The sequence below is a fragment of the Thermovirga sp. genome, from assembly GCA_012523215.1.
In the GTDB taxonomy this organism is placed as follows: Bacteria; Synergistota; Synergistia; order Synergistales; family Thermovirgaceae; genus 58-81.
Window position 1 is genome coordinate 1 of record JAAYIZ010000119.1, and the last position, 2,693, is coordinate 2,693.

Below are 2,693 nucleotides of genomic sequence, written 5' to 3' on the forward strand. Positions count from 1 at the left end.
CCCTGGGAGAAAGCCTCGTCGAGGCTGGGGATACGCCCCGGGGACCTGATCGGCCACGGCTTCAAGGCCGCCTCCGAGCTGGGCGATCCCGCCCTGGTGATCGCCGCGGCCATGACGGCTGGCGCCATGGGCGGCGCGGAAGTCCTTCTTTCCGGGGGCCTCCAGATGCTCGCCGCGTCGGCCCTGCTGAGGGATCTTGGCGAGAAGGGAAAGATCGGCCTCGCCACCACGGTCCGTACTGAAAAGGACCTTGCCGGCGCCTTCGGCGACCTTTCCGCGCTCCTCGACCTGGGGGTCCAGGTGGTCGACCTCGGGGAGGTCCCCGATGGCGCGGGAGCTTCGGGCGCGGCGCTGCTGGCGGAAGAGTCGGGCTTCGCTCCCGAAAGGGTCCTGGACCGGGCCTTGCGGCTCAGCGGCGAGATCGAAAGCGGAGCCCCGGGTTCACGGGAAGGCGGACGATGAACACCCGGGGTGGGCTCACCCTTCCCCTTGTCGTCCTTTCGTCCCTCCTGGTCGTCACGCTGCTTTGGGTCATCACCGTGGGCGAGGTGCCCATACCCAAGGGCGATGTCCTGGGGGTGATATCGGGGCGCATACCCGCCTCGGATCCAAGGTCGGTCATCGTCCTATCCATACGCCTTCCAAGGGCTCTCGCCGCCGCCGCGGCCGGGGCCGTCCTCGCCGGCAGCGGGGTTATCTTCCAGGGCGTCCTCCTCAACCCCCTGGCCGAACCCTATACGCTGGGCGTGGCCGCCGGCGCCGCCCTCGGAGCCTCAGCGGCCATAACGCTGGGCCTTCCCTTCGTCTCGGTTTTCGCCTTCATCGGGAGCATCGCCGCCCTCTGGCTAGTGTGGCTCCTGGGGCGGGGAAGGCGCGGCGGAACCTCGCCGACCCGCCTCATCCTGGCCGGTGTCATCGTCGGCAGCATCCTCGGCTCCGTCATCACCCTCATGGAGGTCCTCGCGGGGGAGCAGGTGGGCATGATCGTCCTGTGGCTCCTGGGCAGCTTCTCCCTCTCCGCCTGGAACCACGTGGCCTGGGGGGCGGTTTCAGCCATGGGGGTCCTGGCCCTGGGCCTCTTCTGGGCCCGCGACCTGGACATCCTCTCCTCCGGCGCCGACGCCGCTTCCCTGGGCGTCGACGAGAGGAAGACCTCGGGCATCCTCCTCCTGGGCAGTTCGCTGGCGACGGCGCTGGTGGTTTCCATGAGCGGCGTCATCGGCTTCGTCGGCCTTGTGGTGCCGCACCTGGTGAGGATCGTCGTCGGCCCGGCCCACCGCAGGCTCATGCCGCTGACCGTGCTGGGCGGAGCGTTTCTTCTGCTCCTGGCTGATACGGCGGCCCGCTCCCTGGGGGAACTCCCGGTGGGGGTCATAACCGCCCTTGTAGGGGGACCCTTATTCTGCTTTCTGCTTTGGAGGGGAAGATGACTGGTCTCCTGGCCCTCGAAGGCGTCAGGGTCGCCCTCGGTTCCAGGGAGGTCCTGAAGGGAATCGACCTTGAGGTCGCCCCCGGTCAGATCGTTGCCCTTCTCGGCCCCAACGGGAGCGGGAAGAGCACGCTCCTGGCGGCCGCGGCGGGCATCGGCAGGAGGGATGCCGGCAGGGTACTGGTGGAAGGCGAAAACCTGGACTCCCTCGCCAGGAGGGAGGCGGCCAGGAGGATAGCCGTGGTGCCCCAGCAGACGGGCTTCATGACGCCCTTTACCGTCATGGAGACGGTGCTCATGGGGCGATTCCCCTCGGCGGGGAGGTTTTCGAGGCTTACGGCCGAGGACCGCCGGGTGGCCACCCTGTCCCTCGAGGCGGTGGACCTCTCCACCTTCGGGGAGAGGCTCGTCACGGACCTTTCGGGCGGCGAGGCCCAGCGGGTGGCCATCGCCCGGGCCCTCGCCCAGGACACGAAGGTGCTCCTCCTGGACGAACCCGTCAGTGCCCTCGACCCCAGGCACGCCATCGCCATATTTCGTCTCCTGGACGGACTTCGAAAGGAAGGCAGGGGCATCCTGGTGGCCCTGCACGACATAAACTACGCCCTGAGGTTCGCCGACAGGGTTCTTTTTCTGAAGGACGGCCTCCTGCTGGAGCCCCCGTCGCCGGGGGCCGTGGACGATGTGATCTTGGCCGAGGTCTTTGAAACCTCGTGGAGCATCGAGGAACTTTCGGGGGGGTTCAGGGCCGCCTTTCCCCTGGTTTGAGCGCGGGGCTAGGGGGCGAGGGCGAAGAGGGCGTTCAGCGCCCCTCCGGCCGCCAGGGCCGCCAGGATCATTATCCCGATGGTCTTGAGCATATCCCTAACCCCCAGCTCCCTCCATAAAACGATGAAGGTGGCTATGCAGGGGAAGGTCATGGCCAAGGTCACGACGGCGACCACCATCTGGCTGGGGAGCAGCCTCATGGGGATGAGCATCCCCACGGCTATGTCCTTGCGCAGGAAGCCCAGCAGTATCGGCCCCGCCGTCTCCGGCGGGAGGCCCAGCACGCCCCTGAAGAGCGGCGAGAGCAGGGCCGAGATGACATCCATGAAAGCCGAGGTGGACAGGAGGTTAGCCACGAGGACACCGGCCAGGACCATGGGGATGGCCTCGATGAGGAAACCCTTTATCCTGAACCATAGCTTCATGCCGATGCCCTTGAAAGCCGGCAGTCGATAGGGGGGGATCTCTACCACCAGTTCCGGGCTGTACCCCGGGA

4 protein-coding genes are annotated in these 2,693 nt (G+C 67.4%); 3 read left to right on the forward strand and 1 reads right to left on the reverse strand.

The genetic code is table 11. The features are described from left to right. The 3 genes from GX108_03325 to GX108_03335 all read left to right on the forward strand — a co-directional run. On the forward strand, positions 1-462 hold a 462-nt coding region (locus GX108_03325), incomplete at its 5' end, for a hypothetical protein (protein ID NLO56074.1). Beyond that, on the forward strand, positions 459-1,430 hold the full coding sequence (locus tag GX108_03330) for an iron ABC transporter permease (GenBank protein NLO56075.1): 972 nt from the start codon (positions 459-461) through the stop codon (positions 1,428-1,430). The genes GX108_03325 and GX108_03330, both read left to right, overlap by 4 nt. After that, positions 1,427-2,197 (forward strand): ABC transporter ATP-binding protein, encoded by a 771-nt coding sequence (locus GX108_03335; GenBank protein NLO56076.1) that lies wholly within the window; start codon positions 1,427-1,429, stop codon positions 2,195-2,197. Before GX108_03330 ends, GX108_03335 begins: the two co-directional genes overlap by 4 nt. A gap of 8 nt (positions 2,198-2,205) precedes the next feature. Here GX108_03335 and GX108_03340 read toward each other — a convergent pair. Continuing rightward, on the reverse strand, positions 2,206-2,693 hold a 488-nt coding region (locus tag GX108_03340; protein NLO56077.1), incomplete at its 5' end, for a ferrous iron transporter B.

What these genes read in the sequence shown, in the direction of transcription:
- GX108_03330 (NLO56075.1), top strand. Translation starts at nt 459, where the DNA reads ATGAACACCCGGGGTGGGCTCACCCTTCCCCTTGTCGTCCTTTCGTCC.
- GX108_03335 (NLO56076.1), top strand. Translation starts at nt 1,427, where the DNA reads ATGACTGGTCTCCTGGCCCTCGAAGGCGTCAGGGTCGCCCTCGGTTCC.